General features: G+C 67.5%; 16 protein-coding genes. 6 read left to right on the forward strand and 10 right to left on the reverse strand.

Going from position 1 to position 16,664, the window contains the following annotated elements; genetic code table 11:
- On the reverse strand, nt 1-459 hold a 459-nt coding region (locus ACT3SZ_RS09790), incomplete at its 3' end, for an ABC transporter permease (RefSeq protein WP_444618355.1).
- Between the two features lie 177 nt (nt 460-636).
- Here ACT3SZ_RS09790 and nhaA point away from each other — a divergent pair.
- Complete coding sequence (gene nhaA / locus ACT3SZ_RS09795; RefSeq protein ID WP_444618356.1) at nt 637-2,568, forward strand: Na+/H+ antiporter NhaA; 1,932 nt, start codon at nt 637-639, stop codon at nt 2,566-2,568.
- Between the two features lie 64 nt (nt 2,569-2,632).
- Nucleotides 2,633-3,718, forward strand: a complete 1,086-nt coding sequence (locus ACT3SZ_RS09800; RefSeq protein WP_444618357.1) for an isocitrate/isopropylmalate dehydrogenase family protein — start codon at nt 2,633-2,635, stop codon at nt 3,716-3,718.
- Nucleotides 3,719-3,724: 6 nt separating this feature from the next.
- On the opposite strand, the gene ACT3SZ_RS09805 is transcribed toward ACT3SZ_RS09800, so the two are convergent.
- From ACT3SZ_RS09805 to ACT3SZ_RS09815, 3 genes are all read right to left on the reverse strand, one after another.
- A complete protein-coding gene (locus ACT3SZ_RS09805) occupies nt 3,725-4,576 on the reverse strand; it encodes a GntR family transcriptional regulator (protein WP_444618358.1) in 852 nt (283 codons plus the stop codon).
- The gene (locus ACT3SZ_RS09810; protein WP_444618359.1) at nt 4,576-5,364 is read right to left on the reverse strand and encodes a histidine phosphatase family protein; all 789 of its coding nucleotides are present in this window, start codon (nt 5,362-5,364) and stop codon (nt 4,576-4,578) included. Before ACT3SZ_RS09810 ends, ACT3SZ_RS09805 begins: the two co-directional genes overlap by 1 nt.
- Nucleotides 5,365-5,483: 119 nt before the next feature.
- Entirely contained in the window at nt 5,484-7,097 is a 1,614-nt protein-coding gene (locus ACT3SZ_RS09815) for an AMP-binding protein (RefSeq protein WP_444618360.1), read from the reverse strand.
- Nucleotides 7,098-7,312: 215 nt separating this feature from the next.
- On the opposite strand from ACT3SZ_RS09815, the gene ACT3SZ_RS09820 reads away from it, so the two are divergent.
- The gene (locus tag ACT3SZ_RS09820; RefSeq protein ID WP_444618361.1) at nt 7,313-7,837 is read left to right on the forward strand and encodes a hypothetical protein; all 525 of its coding nucleotides are present in this window, start codon (nt 7,313-7,315) and stop codon (nt 7,835-7,837) included.
- Here ACT3SZ_RS09820 and ACT3SZ_RS09825 read toward each other — a convergent pair.
- On the reverse strand, nt 7,818-8,840 hold the full coding sequence (locus ACT3SZ_RS09825) for a nucleoside hydrolase (RefSeq protein ID WP_444618362.1): 1,023 nt from the start codon (nt 8,838-8,840) through the stop codon (nt 7,818-7,820). The genes ACT3SZ_RS09820 and ACT3SZ_RS09825 overlap by 20 nt on opposite strands.
- Nucleotides 8,837-9,640, reverse strand: a complete 804-nt coding sequence (locus ACT3SZ_RS09830) for a hypothetical protein (protein WP_444618363.1) — start codon at nt 9,638-9,640, stop codon at nt 8,837-8,839. Before ACT3SZ_RS09830 ends, ACT3SZ_RS09825 begins: the two co-directional genes overlap by 4 nt.
- An 88-nt stretch (nt 9,641-9,728) precedes the next feature.
- On the opposite strand from ACT3SZ_RS09830, the gene ACT3SZ_RS09835 reads away from it, so the two are divergent.
- Both ACT3SZ_RS09835 and ACT3SZ_RS09840 read left to right on the forward strand, forming a co-directional pair.
- On the forward strand, nt 9,729-10,751 hold the full coding sequence (locus ACT3SZ_RS09835; protein ID WP_444618364.1) for a zinc-dependent alcohol dehydrogenase family protein: 1,023 nt from the start codon (nt 9,729-9,731) through the stop codon (nt 10,749-10,751).
- A 41-nt stretch (nt 10,752-10,792) separates the two neighbouring features.
- Nucleotides 10,793-11,218 carry a hypothetical protein gene (locus ACT3SZ_RS09840; protein ID WP_444618365.1) on the forward strand — a complete coding sequence of 142 codons (426 nt, stop codon included), beginning with the start codon at nt 10,793-10,795 and terminating at the stop codon, nt 11,216-11,218.
- A 114-nt stretch (nt 11,219-11,332) separates the two neighbouring features.
- On the opposite strand, the gene ACT3SZ_RS09845 is transcribed toward ACT3SZ_RS09840, so the two are convergent.
- From ACT3SZ_RS09845 to ACT3SZ_RS09855, 3 genes are read right to left on the reverse strand one after another with little or no spacing between them, the layout of a single operon-like run.
- The gene (locus ACT3SZ_RS09845) at nt 11,333-11,731 is read right to left on the reverse strand and encodes an MGMT family protein (RefSeq protein WP_444618366.1); all 399 of its coding nucleotides are present in this window, start codon (nt 11,729-11,731) and stop codon (nt 11,333-11,335) included.
- Entirely contained in the window at nt 11,731-12,273 is a 543-nt protein-coding gene (locus ACT3SZ_RS09850) for a GNAT family N-acetyltransferase (protein ID WP_444618367.1), read from the reverse strand. Before ACT3SZ_RS09850 ends, ACT3SZ_RS09845 begins: the two co-directional genes overlap by 1 nt.
- Nucleotides 12,273-13,559, reverse strand: coding sequence for an adenylosuccinate synthase (locus tag ACT3SZ_RS09855; protein WP_444618368.1), 1,287 nt, complete (start codon nt 13,557-13,559; stop codon nt 12,273-12,275). Before ACT3SZ_RS09855 ends, ACT3SZ_RS09850 begins: the two co-directional genes overlap by 1 nt.
- A gap of 82 nt (nt 13,560-13,641) precedes the next feature.
- On the opposite strand from ACT3SZ_RS09855, the gene ACT3SZ_RS09860 reads away from it, so the two are divergent.
- Nucleotides 13,642-14,547, forward strand: a complete 906-nt coding sequence (locus ACT3SZ_RS09860) for a hypothetical protein (protein ID WP_444618369.1) — start codon at nt 13,642-13,644, stop codon at nt 14,545-14,547.
- Between the two features lie 23 nt (nt 14,548-14,570).
- On the opposite strand, the gene ACT3SZ_RS09865 is transcribed toward ACT3SZ_RS09860, so the two are convergent.
- Complete coding sequence (locus tag ACT3SZ_RS09865) at nt 14,571-16,607, reverse strand: BCCT family transporter (protein ID WP_444618370.1); 2,037 nt, start codon at nt 16,605-16,607, stop codon at nt 14,571-14,573.
- Between the last annotated feature and the right edge of the window lie 57 nt (nt 16,608-16,664).

Raw genomic sequence — 16,664 nt, forward strand, 5'->3', positions numbered from 1 at the left:
GGCAATCGCGGCGACACCCATCGACATCTGCGCGGAGACCCGCACCCCGGTGAGGATCACCGGCCAGGCGAGAGGGAGCCGCACCCGCAAGAAAATGGCGGGAGAATTCATCCCCTGCCCGCGTGCGGCCTCGATGAGTTCTGCGGGAACACTTTGCAATCCCACAATTGCATTTCGCAGAATCGGCAGCGTGGCGAAGAAAACCACGATGAAAACTGAGGGTAATGTGCCGATTCCCACTAGCGGAATCACCAGGCCGAGCAGCGCCAACGAGGGAATTGTTAACCCGATCGCGGACAGTGCATTCGCGATCGGGGTCAGACCTCGGTAGTTCGTCACGACTACGGCGATGACCAGCGCAATTACGGTAGCGAGGATGAGCGCCTGCACAACCAGACTCGCGTGCTGGTAGGAGCGGAACAAAATGTCGGTCCACCGTGAGGAAATAAATTCATTCACTGGGTCACGTCGCTTCGTGGTCGGTGTGGTTTTTTCAGTAGTCTTGAGTGGTGCACGTCACAGACGTACTATGATAGGTCAGCTCACAACCCCGTGCAACCCGACGAGTTTCCCCGATCGGCCCGTCCCAGCGAAATTCAGCGCACTAATGCCGAAAAACCCCGGCTCCTGACCGGCATGGCAGACCCGATCACGGGAGCGCCGCGCGGCGTAGAATTCTCCCCGCCCGCCTGCCGCGCGGCCGATCACGATCATCCCACGGAGAAGGAGACGACTACCGTGCCCGAGTATCCCCGGAACCTGCGCCGAAAGGTCCGCGTCCGCCGCGCACTCAACAACGAGACCTACGCGGCCTTCGCCCTCGTCGCCGCGACCGTCGCCGCGTTGGTCTGGGCCAACGTCGGCACCAGCTACGACACCGTGTGGGGCACGGAGGTGGGGTTCACCGTCGGGAACTTCTCTTTCAACCTCGAGTTCAGTGACTGGGTCGACGAGGGTCTCATGGCCTTCTTCTTCCTCATGGTCGGACTCGACGTCCGCCGTGAACTCACCCTCGGCGAACTGCGCACGCGGGAGCGGGCGATCCTCCCCGTCGTCGCCGCGGTCGGCGGGCTGATCGTGCCGGCCCTGATCTTCCTGGCCGTCACCCACGGCGAGGACTACTCGTCGGCCTGGGGGTCGGTGATCTCCACCGACACCGCCTTCGCCCTCGGCATGCTCGCCCTGATCGGGCCGCGCAATGCGCCGCGCCTGCGGATCTTCCTGCTGGCCCTGGCCGTGGTGGACGACATCGGCGCGCTGTCGGTCATCGCCGTGTTCTACACCGACGAGCTGAACGTGGGGGCGTTGCTGCTGGGTGTCCTGGGCCTGGTCGGCATCTGGTTCCTGCAGCGCGCGCACATCTGGCGGGTCCTGCCCTACGCCGTGCTCGGCGTGTACACGTGGGCGTGCTTCTTCACCGCCGGCGTGCACGCCACATTGGCCGGTGTGCTGATCGCCCTGCTGCTCCCGGTCTACCCCCCGCGCCGGGCGGACATGGCGATGGCGTCCACGGCGTTCCACCTGTTCCGGCAGGCGCCGCAGCCCGACATCGCCCGCAACGTCCGCTCGGTGGTCGCCTACACCGTGCCACTGAACCAGCGGTTGTCGGACGTCCTGCCGCCGTACGTGAACTTCCTGGTGGTACCGCTGTTCGCGCTGGCCAATGCGGGCGTGGCACTGAGTCCGGACGCTCTGGGCGACGCTTTCACCTCGAAGCTGACCTGGGGCGTGGTGCTCGGCCTCGTCGTCGGCAAGGCCGTCGGCATCACCGTGGCGTCCTTCCTCGTCCTGCGGTTCATCCCGTCGGCCAGGCTGCCCGGGCTCGACCTGCCCCGCATCGCCGGGGCCGGTGTGCTCTCGGGCATGGGCTTCACCATCTCGCTGCTGGTCGTGGGACTGGCGATCCCCGACGAGACGCACGCCGACCAGGCGCGCGTGGGCGTGCTGCTGGCGTCCGCCATCGCACTGCTCCTCGCCTGGGTGGTGTTCCGCCTCGGCGACCGCACCCGGCCGCTGCCGGTGCCCGCCGGCACCTCGCTCACCAGGGCGGTCTCGCCGGAGGGCGACCACGTGCGTGGCCCGAAGGACGCCCCGGCGAGCATCGTCGTCTACGCCGCGATGAACCTCACCTACCGGCACGACACCGCCGACGCGCTGCTCGACGTGCGCCGTAAGTACGGTGACGAGCTCCAGCTCGTGCTGCGCCACCACACGACGTCGGACGCGTCGCTGACCGCGGCGCTCGCGCTCGAGGCGGCGGGGGCGCAGGGGCATTTCTGGGACATGCACGACGAACTGACCAAGGTCCGTGGCGAGATCGACAACGACGCCGTGCGGGAGTCCGCCACGACCATCGGTCTGGACGTGGAGGAGTTCGAGGAGAGGATCTCCCGCCAGGTCGACGTGAGCCGGGTCGACGACGACAACCTCGACCTGGAGGACGCCGACGTGGGCTCCGAACCGGTCGTGTACGTCAACGGTTCACGTTTCGACGGCCCGCAGAACGGCCTCGCCCTGGCAGTGCAGGTACGGAAGGTGCTGGACGGGAAGGCAGTGCCCTCACAGTAGTGACGGCGGGGAACGGGACCCACCGCCGCGCCGTTTGGTTTTTCACTCGCGTAAAGTACCAAACATGAGAATCCTGACACTCCCGGGCGACGGCATCGGCCCGGAGATCACCACCGCCACCCTCGACGTCCTGCACCACCTCGACACCACCCGCGACCTGGGCCTCCAGGTTGAGCAGGACACCATCGGCCTGGCCCCCCTCGCCGCCGAGGGCACGACCCTGCCGCCCCGCGTCCTCGAGCGCGTCCTGCAGGTCGACGGCGTGATCCTCGGCCCGGTGTCCCACTACGACTACCCGCCGGCCTCCGAGGGCGGCATCAACCCCTCCGGGGCCCTGCGCACCACCTTCGACCTGTACTCCAACCTGCGCCCCTGCCGCACTCGCCCCGGCCTGTCGCAGCTGTCCGTGCTGCGCGACCCGATGGACCTGGTGATCGTGCGGGAGAACACCGAGGGCTTCTACGCCGACCGCAATATGGCCGCCGGCGGCGGCGAGTTCATGCCCGACGAGGACTCCGCCTTCAGCCTGCGCAAGATCACCGCCCACGCCAGCCGTCAGGTCGCCCGCGCCGCCTTCGACCTGGCCCGCACCCGGAAGCGCAAGGTCACCGCGGTACACAAGGCCAACGTCCTGAAACTCACCGATGGCCTGTTCCTGCGCGAGGTCCGCGCGGTCGCCGCCGACTACCCGGACGTGGAACTCGAGGAACTGATCGTTGATGCCGCGGCCGCGCACCTCATCCGCCGCCCGCAGGAGTTCGACGTACTGGTCACCACCAATATGTTCGGCGATATCCTCTCCGACGAGGCCTCGGAACTCTCCGGCAGCCTCGGCCTCGCCGGCTCGTTGAACGTGGGCGCGGACATCGCCGTCGCCCAGGCGCAGCACGGCTCCGCGCCCGACATCCAGGACCGCGGCATCGCCAACCCCACCTCCCTGATCCTGTCGGCGGCGATGCTGCTCGACTGGTACGGGAACAAGAAGCACCAACCGGCGTTGTGCGCCGCGGCCGCCGAACTCACCGCCGCCGTCGACGCCGTCCTCGATGACCCCGCCACCCGCACCGGCGACCTCGGCGGCACGCTGGGCACCGCGGAGTTCGCCGCCGCCGTCATCGCGCAGCTGGGCGACCGGTCCAGCGACCGGTAGCTGTCCCTACTTCCCCTTCTCCTCCGCCACCCCGCCGAGATGCTCTCCCAGCAGGTCGGACGCCTCGGCGAGGCGTCCTTCCAGCACCAGGTCGGCGATCGCGACGTGCTCGGCGCAGCGCACCTGCGCGCGCGCCGGACGCAGCGTCCTGCGGTATTCCTGCAGACGGCGCAGCCGGTTGACCCGCGCCACCGAGTCCACGAGGAAGGGATTGTGCGAGCCAGCGACGAGCACCTCGTGGAAACGGGAGTTCAGGTCGAATAGTTCCGGCACGCTCACCTGCGCCGCACGCCCGTCGGCCAGGGCGACCTGCTCGGCGCGGCGGGCCGTGAGGTCGGCGACGTCCACCAGGTAGCCGGGCTCCAGCAACGCCGCGGGTTCCACGATCCGCCGGAAACGATGGCTCTGTTGGTAGGCATCCGACGAGGTCAGCACCTCACGAAAGCGCCACCCGTACCCCGGCGCGGGTTCGGCCCATCCTTCCGAGGCAATGCGTCGCAGCACCTGCTGCAGCTGCCCGGCGCCCAGGCCGTAGCGTCGCATCAGCGCGTTCTCGGTGACCTGCTCCCCCAGTTCTCCGTCGAGCCGGTCGCCGGCGATCGCGAGGTAGGCGGACTCTTCAGGCCCGGCGTCCTGTCCGGCGGGCGGCAGCTGCGCCAGGACGTAACCGCGCCCGTCGCGTCGCACGGTACCGGCCTCCACAAGCAGCGACAACGCCGCACGCACCGGCGTGCGCGACACCCCCAACTGCCCGGCCAGCGTGCGTTCTACCAGGCGGGTTCCCTCCACCGCACCGCTGCGCCGCAGGTCCTCGACGATCCGTGTGCTCAGCTGCTCGGCCAGCGGAGTGGCATCCACTACAGCAGCGTGAGTTCGGGGCGGGCACCGGTGGCGTCGGCGCGGTCCAGGTGCGCGTACTCATTGAACGAGACCAACTCCGCCCCCACGTACCCGGCCTGCGGGTCGCGCGGTTCATCGGCGACCTTGATCACCGTCACCGAGGCGTTGTACACCCGCCCCATCAGCGGCGGGACGAACTGACGCGACAGGCCGGACACCGCCGCGGTACAGGTGGCGATCACTCCGGCGGACGTGGCGACCACCGCGCCACCGTCCTGACGTGCGGACGCCGCGGCGCGGGTGAGCCCGCTGAGCACCGTGGCCCGGAACTGCCGGAAGCTCTCCCCGCCGACCCACTCGCCGATCGCGCCGGCGAGCACCTCGCGCATCACCGGACCAGCGTCGTGTGTGCCGTCCCCGCCGTGATGCGTGTGCCCCGTTGCCGCCTTCAACCGCGCGGCGGTCTCCGGATTACGACGCAGCCACGGCACGACGACGGCATCGGAATCGAGTTCCTTCCACGCCGTGTCCGTGACAGGTTCGGCAGCAGATTCAGCGCCATCCAGCGCACGGGCGATAGCCGCAGCGGTGTCGTGCTGGCGGTGCAGCGGGCCGCAGATCACCGGCAAGCGCGGGCCACCGTCCAGCCGTCGGGCCAGGGACTCGCCCACCGTCGCCGCCTGGCGTCGTCCCAGGTCAGTCAGCCCGTCGTACCGGCTCTCCACCGAGCGTTCGTCACCGGCACCGCCGTAACCGGACATCCCCGCGCCGGCCTGACCGTGACGCACGAGGTAGATCAGTGCCATGGTTCGCTCCTGTTCCCCGGCGGGGACGTCCTCCGTCGGCATCTGCGCCACTGCCGGTTGAACAGTGGTTCGCTGAGTTTTCCCCACCGTATATGACGCCGCGATGCGGGACGGACCCGCTATCCGCTGACCGGCACGCCGCGCAGGTTCTTGCGCAGGATCTTGCCCGTGCCGGATTTCGGGATCTCATCGATGACCTCGACCATCCGGATCTTCTTGTACGGGGCGACCTGCTCGGCGACCCAGGCGATCAGGGCGTCCTTGTCCACCGTGACCGGCTCCCCGTCGTGCACCTGGGCCACGACGAAGGCGCGCGGCAGTTCCTCGCCGTCCTCCTCGCGGATGAAGCCGACGACCGCGGCGTCCGCCACGTCCTCGTGCGTCATCAGCAACGCCTCCAGCTCCGCCGGGGCGACCTGGTAGCCCTTGTACTTGATCAGCTCCTTGGCCCGGTCGACCACGTACACATTGCCCTCGTGGTCGTACTCCACCACATCACCGGTGCGCAGCCAGCCGTCACCGACGAGGGTGTTCTGTGTGGCCTCCTCGTTGTCGAGGTAGCCGAGCATGATCTGCGGTCCACGGACCCACATCTCACCGGAGTCGGACTTCTCGCCTTCGTTGCCCGGCGGGAGGATCTCGCCGAGTTCCTCGTCGGTGAGGTCCACGACCTTGCACTCGGTGTTCGCCACCGGCAGGCCGATGGACTCCAGCGGGGTGGTGCCGCGGATGCCTGTGTGGGTCACCGGGGAGGTCTCGGTCATGCCGTAACCCTGCACCACCGTGACACCAAGACGATCCTGCACCGCGGCGGCAAGCGCGTGGTCCAGGGCCGCTGCCCCGGAGAGCAGGGTGTTCAGCTTGTCCAGGTTGTACTCATCGACCAGCGGGTGCTTGGCCAACACCACCGCGATCGGCGGGGCCACGAAAGAGAAGTCGATGCCGTGGGCCTGGTGCAGCTCCAGGAACGCCTTCAGGTCGAAGGACGGCATGGTGACCAGGTGCGCCCGGTTGGCCAGCGTGGTGTTGAGCACCGTGTTCATCCCGTAGATGTGGAAGAACGGCAGGACGGCCATGACCGAGGAGTCGCGGTCCTGCCCGTTCTCGGTGAGCTGCGGCAGCGTCTGCAGGATATTCGCCACCAGGTTCGTGTGGCTCAGCCGCACGCCCTTGGGCACGCCGGTGGTGCCCGAGGAGAACGGCAGGACGGCCACGTGGGACGCCGGGTCGATCGTGACCTCCGGGGCGGGGTGGCCCTGCTGCAGCATCGCCGCCAGGCCCTGCGTCCCGTCGGTGAGATCGACGATCGCCTCGTCCGACAGCCCGGCCTTGCGGGCGCCATCGGCGCCGTTGGGGCCGAGCATCTCGACGGTGAACAGCAGCGACGCCCCGGAGATGGTGACCTGCTTCGCGACGTCCTCCGCGGTATTCAGCGAACCGACGGTGGTCACCGTGGCCCCGGCGCGCATGATGCCGTGGAAGGCGACGACGAAGGCGTGGGTGTTCGGGCAGTGCAGCGCGACGACGTCGCCCACCCCGATACCGCGCGCGGCCAGCGCGCCGGCGAACAGGTCGACCTGCTGGCGCAGCTCCCCGTAGGTGACCGACACCCCGGTCACCGAGTCGGTGACGGCGGGACGCTCATTGTCCTCGGGTGTCAGGGTCCCGAAAATCTGGTCGTAGACGCTGATGTCAGGGACATCGATGCGGGTGTAGGGACTCGCGACTGGCACGGTGGCTCTCCTCGTCTATGTGGTCTCTCAGCAGTCCCAGGGCCATACGGTGGCCCCGATCACACTGTTGCGCTTTGGGAATCAAACTACCGTCCGAGGACACCTCCCGCAGCGTTATCCGCCCACCGGTACACGCCGTGGTGATGACATCCGTCAGGTGCATCCCTGACAGGTGGCCCTACCTGGAGAAAGTCACCGCCAGCAGAATCGAAGACATGAGTTTCGACGCCATCGCAGACCTGTTCCAACGCCTCGCAGAATACGCCGCCTCGGTGGAGCCCTGGCAGCAGTTCCTCGTGATCCTGCTCGCCGGTGCCGTGCCCTTCATCGAGTCCTACCTGGGCAGTTTCCTCGGCGTGGCCCTGGGAATCGAACCCTCGGCCGCCGTCGTCGCCACCGCAGTGCTGGGCAACGTGCTCTCCACCTTCGCCCTGATCGCCCTGGCCGCCCGTGCCCGCCGTGCCGCCACCTCGAGGCGGGGCGGCAGAGGCGACGGTGGGGGCGACAACAAACCACCGAGCAACCGCCAACAGAAGATCGCCCGCTACGTGGAGAAAATCGGTGTTCCCGGCGTCTCCCTGCTGGGGCCGATCATCCTGGCCAGCCAGATCACCGGCCCCACGCTGGTGGCCTTGGGCGCCAACAAGCGGGCCGTCTACCTCTTCCAGGGCGTCGCGATCATCGCCTGGGGCGTGCTCTTCGGGTTCTTCGGCGACCTCGTTATCTCCTGGTACCTGTGACCGCGAGCGCCGCAGCAAACCGGGAGAAGACCTCGTCCGGGTCCAGTTCGGTGAGGATGCGGGCATTCGCCGGACGCCCCCAGTACGGTCCCACGGCAGGGCCAGCCGCGCCAGCCCTGCCCGCCGCGTTGCCGTCCACCCAGTCGGCGACGGTCGTGCCGCGCATCAGCTTTGACTCCGCCTCCACGGCGACCGTCGCCGCCCGGAAGTCCGCCTCGACCTCCCCCAGCATCACCATCGCTGCGGCCAGATCGTGGATCTGCGCGAGGTAACCCACACCCACCGACTCGTGGAACTCGAAGTAGAACCGCAGTGCGTCGCGCAGCAGATCCGGTAGCTCACCTGACAGCCCAGCAAGCATCGCCTCCAGACGCTCCGGGGTCAGCAGCACCCGCTCGGTCACATTCAACGGGCAGATCACCGGCGGCAATGCCCCCTCCGGCCAGTTATCCAGCGCGAAGGACAACGCGTGCGGGTCGACCCACGTGTTCCACTCCGCCGTGGGAGTCGTATTACCCGGGTAGGTGAACGCCCCGCACATCAGCGTCACCTGCGTGCCACGCAGCACCTCCGGGGCATGTTCCACCGCATAGGCCAGGTTCGTCGCCGGCCCCGCCACCAGCAGGTGGTCCGGGGCGGCACGCCGCCACGCCTCTACCGCCGCCGCAGCGTCCGACGCGTCCGGCACGTTCAGCACCTGCGTCCGGGGTGTCCAGTACCCCAGCCCCTCGGGCCCGTGCGTCTCCGGCGTAGTCGTCAGCGGCAGCACCCGCGGCGCCTGCGCGCCCGCCACGACCGGGACGTCCGACGCCCCGGCGACCCGCAGCACCTCGAGCGAGTTCCGTGCCGCCAACGCCGCACTGGTATTGCCCGCCGACGTCGTGACCTGCAGATCAATGGCACCCGACCGGTGCAGCGAAGCCAACCACACCAGCGCCAACGCATCGTCGATACCGGTGTCCACATCGGCGACGACCCGCGTCGGGGCGTCCTGCGCACTCACCGCTGCACCGTCTCCGCCGTGGCGTCGTCCCACCCGAGATTCAGGAAGGACGCATCGCCGTCGGCGAAGGCCGCGACGTCCTGCACCGCCGACGCCAGATCCCCGGCGTGCCGACGGAAATGCGAGCGCCGCGTCCGGTATTCCACCACCCAGCCGTTACCCAGGCGCGCGGCCTGCACGAACGTCACGTGCCCTACCGCGGACGCCTCCAACGGCGACTTCCCGCCGGCCAACCCCGACTCCACGACCACGTACGGGATGCCGTCGTCGGAACGCTCCCGCCGGTCCGCATCCGCGGCGAGCGTGGCGTGCACGCTGTCGGCGTCCACATGCAAGGTCACCGTGCCCACCGACGACCGCATCCGCAGCCCACGGTCCACCCCGGTCGGGTTCACCCAGATCTGCTCCATATCGTCGACCATGCACAATCCCAGTTCACAGGCCTTGTCCTGGAGCATCGGGCCCGTGGTGCCCGCCTCGGAGAACGGCGTGACCACATGCAGCACATCATTGGCCGGCACCACCGGATACTCCAGCACCGTGAACGACCCGTCCGCACCGACGGTGCCGCCCACATCGCTGCGCTCGTTCACCCACGCCGCGAACGCGGCCACCGACCGCGGCGCAGGACGCCCCGGGTGCGGGTCCCCACCACCGCGGCGGAACGCCTCCGGGCGGGTGGTGGCGCTCATATCGTCGCCGAGGTCCTCGTGAATCCTGTGCGCTTCCGCGACGAGATCCTCGTCGGGACGGTACCTGTCACCTGCACAAGGACGAAAAAGGAGGAAGCCGAGGGTCATGCCGCCCCATTCTATGGTGACGCCCATCACCGCCGTGAACGTTGGGGTGGTGAACCACCCCCGTGGCCGGCGACTAGACTGCCACCCCATGAGAGCAGCAGTCGCCGACCGACCCGGCCCCCTCGGCGACGTCGTCTCCGTGCACACCGTCGACTCCCCCGGCCCGCCCGGGCCCACCGAACTATCCATCCGGATGACCGCCAGCACCGTCAACCCGTCGGACGCCGTGACCGTCTCCGGGGCGTACGCCTCACGCACCACCTTCCCGATGGTGCCCGGCTTCGAGGGCGTCGGCGTGGTCGAAGCCCTCGGCCGCGACGTACCTTCTCACCTGCAAGACCTCGTAGGACGCCGCGTCCTTCCGCTGGGCGGGCCCGGCTGCTGGCAGCAACTCCGCAATGTGGAATACACCTGGTGCGTACCCGTGCCGGACGACCTGCCCGACCGCACCGCCTGCTTCTCCTACATCAACCCGCTGACCGCCTCCATGCTGGTGACCCAGCACTGTGAGGAAGCCTCCTCCGTACTGATCACCGCCGCGACCTCCGCCATCGCCGGGCACCTGGCCGAACTGCTCACCGAGTGGACGTCGCTGCGTCCGGTCGGACTGGTGCGCGGCACACCGGGCAGTACCGTCGCCGATCCCGACCGGTGGTCTGGCCTGGTCAGCACCGCCAATCCTGACTGGCGCGCGCAACTGCGGTCGGTGTTCGGGGCGTCCGGCGGGCCGGACGGGCCGGACGTGATCCTTGACTGCATCGGCGGCCCACTCGGCACCGACCTGGTCAACGCCCTGGCCCCCGGCGGCTCCCTGGTGCTCTACGGGTTACTCTCCGGTGAACCGCTGCCCATGGACTGCTTCGACGGACGACGTGGCACCCGCGTGGAGATGCTCCGCCTGCGCGACACCGTGCACTCCCACCCGCGCCACCTCCTCCCCGAGCTATTCGCCCCGGTCTTCGACCTGCAGCGACGCGGCCTGCTGCAGACCCCCGTCGCCATGGAGACCGGGCTGGACGGGTTGCCGGAGGTGCTCGGTAGTGGAGTTGGCGGTGGTGGCAGTGGCGGTGGCTTCGGGCGCGGCAAGATCCTCATCGACCCGTGGGCCTGAGCCACCACCGGCCCCAACCACTTTCAAGGACAATGGCGAACATGACCGACTCGGAGAATGACCGTCAGACGCTCTACTTCGTGTACTCGGACAAGGAGGGGTTCGGAGGATTCTGCATCGCCGCCTTCAGTGACCCCGCCTTGCTGCACCTCAAAGCATTCAACAGTTCCACGGATCTCGCCTTCCACATGCGTCAGGAAGTGACAATCATTCCTGTCTCGCCAACGACAGCCGACCCCGGTGACAGCGCCGACCACGTATGGGTCCTACTCCAAGGCTGGAGCGACTTCATCTCGCAATGGGAGGACTTCCACCCAACACTCGTGGCTGCATCGCGAGGCAAGAAGGTGTTGGAAAAGTTGCAGCGCGAGACCTACACGGGCAGCAATACGGTCATCATGCGCATTCCCGATGGTTGGCGCTACGGATTCGATGACATCCCCGAGGACTTCTCCCCTCCGAGCTAGGCCCCATGTCATCTGTGTCATGCCCCAGGTCGCGAAACGGCGATTTTTCGACCTGGGGCATGACACAGGTGACATCGCCGGGCCAAGGCCAGTCAGGGCGGAGTCAAGACGGAATCAGGGCGAGTGAGATCCGTCGAGGCGTTCGGCGATCTCCTCGGCGTCGAGGCACTGGCTGGTGGGGATGAGCAGGTTGTCGCCGTCGTAGGTGAAGGACACCGCGCGTCGGGCGAGGGCGGCCGAACGGGAGTCAGTGCCCTCCCCCATCTCCGGGACCACGAAGTGCTTAGCCCGGCCACGTCCACCGCGCACCGTGCCCACCGGGATCACCGGGGCGGCCAGGTTCCAGCCGAAATCCCCTCCGGCCAGCACACGGGCCACCGCCCGAGCACCTCGAGGCAGGCCGAGCGCCGTGGCGATCTCCCCGTAGCCGGTGACCTCACCGTCCTCGATAAGCGCGAGGACCTCCCCGACCCCGTCATGCAGGTCACCCGGACCATCCGCCTGAGCAGCCACTACGAGGACAGGCGCCGGCGGTAGAACACCGAACGCGACGTCCGGTCGGCATACACGCGCGGGGCGTCCTCCTCGTGCATCCGCTCGGCGCCGTTCTTCTCCATCGAGCGGCAGGAACGCAGGTTCTCCACGTCGGCACGGAACCACACCTCGCGCACCCCGGCGTCGCCCAGGACGCGGTACATCGCAGACTTCAGGTCGCGGTTCGCCGCGCCGCCGCGTCCCCGGGCATCCGGCATGACCCAGGTGTAGCCGAGCATCACGGTGCCGGCGTCCTCGTCGGTGTTGTACACGGTGGTGCAGGCCAGCGGCCGGTCAGCAGCCTGCTCACCGGACCACAACGCATAAGTGCGCTTGGCGGGGTCACCGATGAACTCGGCCAGCGGGAAAGGGCTCACGGTGAAGAAGTGGAAGGTCTCCGCACGCTGGCCTTCCGGCAACGCGGCCTCGATCGCCGCGGCGTCCTGCGCGGTCACGAGACGCATCTCGCGCCCGTCGCCGTCGGCGAAACGCTCCGGGAGCGACGGCCACACTTGACTCATCAGTCCAGGACGTCGTTGATCACGATGGTCTCGTCGCGACCCGGGCCGACACCCACGTAGGAGATCCGGCAGCCGGAGAGCTCCTCGAGGCGGTTGAGGTAGTCCTGCGCCTTGGTGGGCAGGTCGGCGAAGGTGCGGGCGCCGGAGATGTCCTCGTCCCAGGCGGGCATGGTCTCGTAGATCGGCGTGGCGTGGTGCACGTCGGTCTGGCTCATCGGCATCTCGTCGTGGCGCACGCCGTCGACGTCGTAGGCCACGCAGATCGGGATCTCACCGATGCCGGTGAGCACGTCGAGCTTGGTGACGAACAGGTCGGTGAAGCCGTTGACCCGGGAGGCGTAGCGGGCGATGACGGAGTCGTACCAACCGCAGCGACGCTTACGTCCGGTGTTCACGCCGATCTCGCCGCCGGTGGTCTGCAGGTACTCGCCCCACTTGTCGAAGAGCTCGGTGGGGAACGGGCCGGCACCCACGCGGGTCGTGTAGGCCTTGATGATGCCCAGGGAGCTGGTGATGCGCGTCGGGCCGATGCCCGAGCCCACGCACGCGCCGCCGGCGGTGGGGTTCGACGAGGTGACGAAGGGGTAGGTGCCGTGGTCCACGTCGAGCATCGTGGCCTGGCCGCCCTCCATGAGCACGGACTTGCCCGCGTCGAGCGCCTGGTTGAGCTCCAGCTCGGCGTCGATGAGCATCGGGGTGAGGCGCTCGGCGTAGCTGAGGAAGTAGTCCACGATCTCGTCGGCGTCGATGGCCTTGCGGTTGTACAGCTTCACCAGCATCTGGTTCTTCTGGTTCAGCGCACCTTCGACCTTCTGCCGCAGGATGGACTCGTCGAGCAGGTCCTGGGCGCGGATGCCGATGCGCGAAACCTTGTCCGCGTAGGACGGCCCGATGCCACGGCCGGTGGTGCCGATGGCGCGCTTACCGAGGAAGCGCTCGGAGACCTTGTCCAGCACCTGGTGGTAGGGCGCGACGAGCTGGGCGTTGGCGCTGACGCGCAGGCGGGAGGCGTCGGCACCGCGGGCGACGAGTCCGTCGATCTCTTCGAACAGGGCCTCGAGGTTCACCACGCAGCCGTTGCCGATCACGGGCACGGCGTTCTCGCTGAGCACCCCGGCGGGCAGGAGCTTGAGCTCGTACTTCTCCCCACCGACGACGACGGTGTGGCCGGCGTTGTTACCGCCGTTGGGCTTGACCACGTAATCGACTCGGCCGCCGAGAATGTCGGTGGCTTTGCCTTTACCTTCGTCGCCCCACTGCGCTCCGACCACGATGATTGCTGTCATGAGACCTGCCGTCGCTTTCCGTTCCGGTTTATCTTGTGTTGACCAACTGAACAGTGTAGCCGGTCACGTACCCTTGGTCACCATGACGACCGTTGTGCTCGCGTGCGGACCCCGCGCCGCCGATCTCGTCGGCGCGGTGGTCGCCGACGCCGTCACCCTGCCCGACGTGCCGGGACGCCGCGACCTGCGCCTGCTCGACGACCTCGCCGCGGCGCACCTGCCGGTGGACGACACGCCGGGGCTCGACGAGATCGCCGCCGCGCCGGACGTCCCCCACCAGGGGGCACCGCAGTTCGCCCCGCAGCGTCCGGACCGTCCGGTGCGCGTCGTGGTGGTCGGGTCGGACGCGGCGCTCGCCGCGGTGGTCACCCGGCTGATGCGCATCGACGCGATGTGGATCGCGGTCGGGTTCGTGCCGGTGGGCACGTCGGTCGTGGCGCAGAACTGGCAGCTGGGCACAGGGGACGCACGAGGGGACGTTCAGGGTGACAACGGCCCCACGGTGGCGGCGTTGAACTTCGCGATGACCGCGTCGGTGCGTCCCACCGCGATCGTGCGCGATGACTCCGGCATCGTCACCCTCGGTTCGGCGGAGATCTTCCACGCCGGTGAGGAGATGGTCGGCGAGATCATCGTGGACTCGCAGACCCTGTTCGCCAACACCGGCTCACGACGGTGGGACGGCCGGGCGGGCGCATTCGGTGCCCGCCTGGTGCCCACGGTGGATGCCCCCGGGCTCGCCGCTACGCGCCTACTCACTCCGTCGGTGTGGGACGACGCGGCGGCGGCGATCACGCCGCGGCGTCGCCTCTTCCGCCGTCCTGCGGACCTCGGCGGCGTCGACCCGGACGCGGTACTGTCCGGGCGCGCGCTGCAGGCCGGGGGCGTGGAACTCACGGTGGTGCGCGACGGGGTGGTGCACCCGCGGACCACGTCGAAAGTGACGTTCTACCGGCACCTACGCGACGGCCAGTTCGTCCGGCGCTGATTTTCCGGACGCCGCCTGGGGGCTCAAGACTTACCGTCGGAGTTGCGATCGTCCGGAGCCTCATCCTCCGCAACCTTCTCGCCCACGGTGAGCGACGCCTCGCCGGAGGCTGCCCGCTCGCGGACGACCTCACCACGAGACTGAATGCGCCCAGGCTCCAGAGTCCTTTCAATGTCGGCGGCGCTCACCGTCGTTGTCTCCTCAGTGGCGGCATCGGTGTACCAGTCGACGAGCCCGGGATCCTCACTGTCGAACCCTGCCCCGGCCCCCTCCTCCGGCGGAACCTCATCGGCACCGAACACGAAGTCGTCGCCGTATTCGTCAATACCGCGCCGGACGCCCTGGGCAATCGCCGCCCGCGCATAGCGGTGGCGAATAATGTACGGATCAGTGCGCAGATCCTTGGCCCACGACACCATGACGCCGATGACGATCACCGCGAAGGGCAGTGCAGTGACCACCATCAGGGCCTGAAGTCCAGACAAAGCGTCTTCCCCGCCCGCCAGCAGCAGAGCCACTGCGATGAGCCCGAGCAGCAAACCCCAGGTAATCGTTACCCACCGGGAAGGCTCGGGGCGACCGCCCTGCGACATCGAGGCCATGACAATCGAGGCCGAATCAGCCGCAGTAACGAAGAAGATCACCACCGCAATCATCGCCACAATTGATGTCACGATGGTCAGCGGCAGGTTCTCAAGCACCCGGAAGAGCACTTCTTCGCTGGTGCCGCCAACCTGGACATCGATACCCTGCATCACCATGTTGATCGTGGTCGCACCGAAGATCACGAACCACGCAATGACGATAGTGGACGGGACCACCACGATGACGGTGACAAACTCGCGAAGCGTACGCCCACGAGAGATCTTGGCGATAAACATGCCGACAAAGGGAGTCCACGACACCCACCAGGCCCAGTAGTAGGTTGTCCACGCGCCGAGGAAATCGACGGCTTCGGGACCGTCATTTGCGTTCAGCGTCAGCATGGCCCCGAGCTGCTGGAAGAACTCCACCACCGTGGTCGGCATGAGGTTCAAAATAAAGACCGTTGGTCCGACGATCAGAACAAAGACGGCCAACAGGCCAGTCAGAATCATATTGGTATTGGACAGCATCCGAATACCCCGCTTCACACCAGACACGGCCGAAGCAATAAAAAGCGCAGTAAGGACAGCAATCGTCCCGATCAAGAATCCGTTACCCTCGGCACTCAACCCGGTCACGAGGGTGAAACCACTCTGAATCTGCATGGCACCGATACCGAGAGATACCGCCGTACCGAACAGTGTGACAATAATCGCAAAGAAGTCGATAAACCGGCCGAGCACGCGGTGCGTGGCGCCGGGGAATACGGGTTCAAATAGCGCGGAGATCAGCGGAGCACGCCCACGCCGATAGGAGTTATAGGCGATGGCACCTCCAACGAGGGCATAGAAGACCCACGCCATCGGACCCCAGTGCAGCACGGTCTGTGCCAAAGCCGGCAGTACCGCATCTCCACTGCCGCCTTCGACTGACTGGCTCGGCGAGGGCGAGTTGAAGTAGGTAAGTGGCTCCACGGGACCGTAGAACAACAGGCCGATCCCCAGCCCGGCCGCGAAGAGCATGGAGATCCAGGCGAAACGGGAGAACTCAGGCTCCTCGTCATCGGCCCCCAACCGAATTCCACCCGTGCGAGAATATCCGATAACCAGCATGAACACCGCGATTGCTATAGCCAGCCCCCCGAACAGCCAGCCGAAGTTCTCCGTGACCCACGACAGCGCCGACGAGCCAACCATGCTCAGATTATCCGGCGCAGCGAATGCCCAGATGACAATCGCCACGGTCGCGGCCATAGCCCCCACAAGGACCGCCCGGTTCGTAGGGAAGGTCGCGGTGGTCTGCTCCACGCCGATACCCGGAATAAGGCCCGGATGCGGCGGATCAATCGGATTCACGGCGGCGCTCTTGAGCGCGCGGCGCACATCACCTGCAGAGTGCTGTAGTCGTTTTCCCTCCCCCGGCGGTGTCGACGGAGGAACGTGTTCCCCGTTTTCCGGTTCGTGATGGTCGCTCAATTTACTTCTCCTACCGAAATACTATTGTGGTGACGGTCACGGTCATCATGCCGTCGC

Origin of the sequence: Corynebacterium sp. AOP40-9SA-29, assembly GCF_052377405.1 — a bacterium.
Taxonomy (GTDB): domain Bacteria; phylum Actinomycetota; class Actinomycetes; order Mycobacteriales; family Mycobacteriaceae; genus Corynebacterium.

Coding starts and splice junctions, on each gene's coding strand:
- ACT3SZ_RS09855 (WP_444618368.1), bottom strand. CDS start 13,559: ATGACAGCAATCATCGTGGTCGGAGCGCAGTGGGGCGACGAAGGTAAA.
- ACT3SZ_RS09820 (WP_444618361.1), top strand. CDS start 7,313: ATGAGTTTCGACGCCATCGCAGACCTGTTCCAACGCCTCGCAGAATAC.
- ACT3SZ_RS09810 (WP_444618359.1), bottom strand. CDS start 5,364: ATGGCACTGATCTACCTCGTGCGTCACGGTCAGGCCGGCGCGGGGATG.
- ACT3SZ_RS09835 (WP_444618364.1), top strand. CDS start 9,729: ATGAGAGCAGCAGTCGCCGACCGACCCGGCCCCCTCGGCGACGTCGTC.
- ACT3SZ_RS09800 (WP_444618357.1), top strand. CDS start 2,633: ATGAGAATCCTGACACTCCCGGGCGACGGCATCGGCCCGGAGATCACC.
- ACT3SZ_RS09850 (WP_444618367.1), bottom strand. CDS start 12,273: ATGAGTCAAGTGTGGCCGTCGCTCCCGGAGCGTTTCGCCGACGGCGAC.
- ACT3SZ_RS09860 (WP_444618369.1), top strand. CDS start 13,642: ATGACGACCGTTGTGCTCGCGTGCGGACCCCGCGCCGCCGATCTCGTC.
- ACT3SZ_RS09830 (WP_444618363.1), bottom strand. CDS start 9,640: ATGACCCTCGGCTTCCTCCTTTTTCGTCCTTGTGCAGGTGACAGGTAC.
- nhaA (WP_444618356.1), top strand. CDS start 637: ATGGCAGACCCGATCACGGGAGCGCCGCGCGGCGTAGAATTCTCCCCG.
- ACT3SZ_RS09840 (WP_444618365.1), top strand. CDS start 10,793: ATGACCGACTCGGAGAATGACCGTCAGACGCTCTACTTCGTGTACTCG.